The 2,539-nt window shown below is 53.3% G+C and carries 2 protein-coding genes; both read left to right on the plus strand.

Translation table 11 applies throughout. From position 1 onward, the window contains the following. The first annotated feature begins 79 nt into the window (after positions 1-79). Positions 80-568, plus strand: coding sequence for a site-specific integrase (locus XI06_RS13040; protein ID WP_271605502.1), 489 nt, complete (start codon positions 80-82; stop codon positions 566-568). Between the two features lie 540 nt (positions 569-1,108). Then, positions 1,109-2,329 carry an esterase/lipase family protein gene (locus tag XI06_RS13045; RefSeq protein WP_271605501.1) on the plus strand — a complete coding sequence of 407 codons (1,221 nt, stop codon included), beginning with the start codon at positions 1,109-1,111 and terminating at the stop codon, positions 2,327-2,329. The last annotated feature ends 210 nt before the right edge of the window (positions 2,330-2,539 follow it).

Genomic DNA, 2,539 nt, shown 5'->3' on the forward strand with positions numbered 1-2,539 from the left:
CGCCTGATCTTCACCCATCATATAGCTCGCCGCCCCCGCGCGCCCGCGTCAATCTGGCGGCCTTCCTCGTAGGCGTACGATATATGTGTTGGTTGTTGCTTGTACTGGCTTTCGGCCTGGAGAGGCTAACAGTCTGAAAGTGCGAGACGTTCATCCCTTCAGGGACGAAAAGGGCCGCAGCAATTATCGCTTCGTCGTGAGAGGCAAAACTGGCGAGCGGGATGCGATAGCAAGGTCGGTCGCCGTCAGGCGGATAGACAAATTTTTGACAAAGCGACGGGCCGAAGATCCGGCAGGACCTCTGTTCGCTATGCAAGACGGGTCAAAGATCACTACGCTCACTGACCAGCTCAATGCTGCGCTCAGGGAAGCAGGTATTGAGCGGAGCACCTTTGGCGAGAAGTATTCTATTTACAGCTTGCGGCACTTCTATGCCGTGAATGCGCTGCGGAATGGCGTTGGCGTCTTCGAGGTCGCCCGCAACATGGGCACCTCGGTGGAAATCATTCAGGAGTACTATGGTAAGCAGGCAACGGCTGCCGTGTTCGCGACAAGGTTGGGCGACTGATTCACGAACTCGCTGAATTCTTGAATTGCCTCTGTAGGTAAGGGCTTGTGTGCCTTTCCAACCTCAGGCTTTGCTAGGCAATGCGACTCGCTTACGTTGAAAGGACCCAATTCCAAAACTGGAGATCCGCAAGTGTGGGTACAAACTGCCTGTGATGCTCTGCAGTCGGGTCATGTCCTTCAACTTCGCTACGACGGCTACACTCGGGACGTCGAAGTCCACTCGGTTGGAATTACGAGAGAGAATCACGCCGTTATGCGTGTTTGGCAAGTCGCTGGAGGCAGCGTCAGCAATGAGCCCGTGGGTTGGAAGCTGTTACGACTGGATGAAGCAACTGGCGCTTTCGCTACGACTCAAAAATCACTCGCCCCCCGCCATGGTTACAAGCGGGCGGATAAAGCCATGACGATCATCAAATGTCAGCTTTAGAGGACCGGTTCGGATTATCACGGTATCCACCGACTTGGGCCCACCCGCAGGCCCGTTGGGATCGTAACTCTCGTGCAGTAAGCTGCGACATTTTTCTTTTGAAGGCTGTTCATGGCAACCACGGAAGCACCGAACATCATCATTACGCTGGTGCATGGGACTTGGGGCCGAAAGCGATTGCCGTTTTCTGCTCCGAATTGGTTTGAGCCCGGATCCATCTTTTTAACATGCTTTTCGCAAGAGCTGGAATCGAACGGAATCAAGGCGGTAATTCAACCGTTTTTATGGTCGGGTGCAAATTCACTTTACGCTCGGAGCGACGCATCCGTGACGCTGGCCTCTATGATTGAAAAGCAAGCGGAGAAGCACCCAGATGTTCGGCACGTGGTGATTGGGCATAGCCATGGAGGCAGCGTGGCTCTTCTTGCCATACAGAAACTTTGGACGAATGTTGATCCCATTGTCGTAACGCTTGCCACCCCGTTTATGGAAATTGTTCGCTCTCCTGTAGTTGGCGAGGAGGCAAAGATTAAACGCTATATAGCCACCGCACTTCCGTCAGTAGGGCTGCTAATTGCTCTCGGATGGCTATATAGCCTGCTCGATATCCAAACCTACAACCATGCCCTCTGGTCCGTGAACTTCTTCGTCATAGCCCTTCGAGTACTTCCCGCTTTATATGGTGTAGGCAAGGTCGATCCGCCGAACGAATTTGACTGGCTTTCGCCTTCATCGAGTAGGTCAGATATTTTTCAGGCGCTGACAAAAGGAGGAGCAACGTTCGAGCCACCTCGTCGGACACTAGTTATCCGCGGAATCGATGACGAGGCAGGAATGGTGCTCGCATTTGGATCGATCGCAAACCGGCTAATGAGCCTAGCGCCGGCTTGGACAATCACTCTCACTTATTTCGGAATATGTATTTGCTTGAGCGCTTCGGGTCTTATCCTTCTTGGCCGGCACTTCGCCAGCTTGAATGCCGGTCTTGCTCCGATTGTCTCGACAGTGCAAACCGTAGCCTCCAAGCCTTACATCGCTTACCCAGCCATTTTTTCGATCGCAGTCTTTTTCCTATTTCCCGTCATTTCCGGCGTTTTCAAATCGGTTTACGGACGAGAGTTGATTCTCGGCGGCGTGTTTTGCGATATAATGTCAGCATCTGCTCCCGATGCGGCATCCAAGCTGACCATCGCAACCTTGCCGCCAACACCCAGGCGTGGCTTGCGTCACGGGATTTATAATCATGAGATGACACCGCGAGTGATTGCGAAATTTCTCAGTGCGGCTGTCGAAGCGCCGCCACCGTCGGCTCAAACATTAGATGCAAGTTAGTGGAGTGCGGCCTTCAGGCTGGCATCGAGGATGAAATTTTGGAGAGAAGTACACCGTGTACAGCTTGCGGCACTTCTACGCCGTGAACGCTCTGCGGAATGGTGTGGGGGTGTTCGAGGTGGCCCGCAACATGGGTACCTCAGTGCAAATGATCCAAGAATATTATGGCAAACAGGCCAGGGCGGCGGTGTTTGCTACCCGATTGGGGGA

It is taken from the genome of Bradyrhizobium sp. CCBAU 11434 (assembly GCF_028128895.1).
In the GTDB taxonomy this organism is placed as follows: Bacteria; Pseudomonadota; Alphaproteobacteria; order Rhizobiales; family Xanthobacteraceae; genus Bradyrhizobium; species Bradyrhizobium zhengyangense.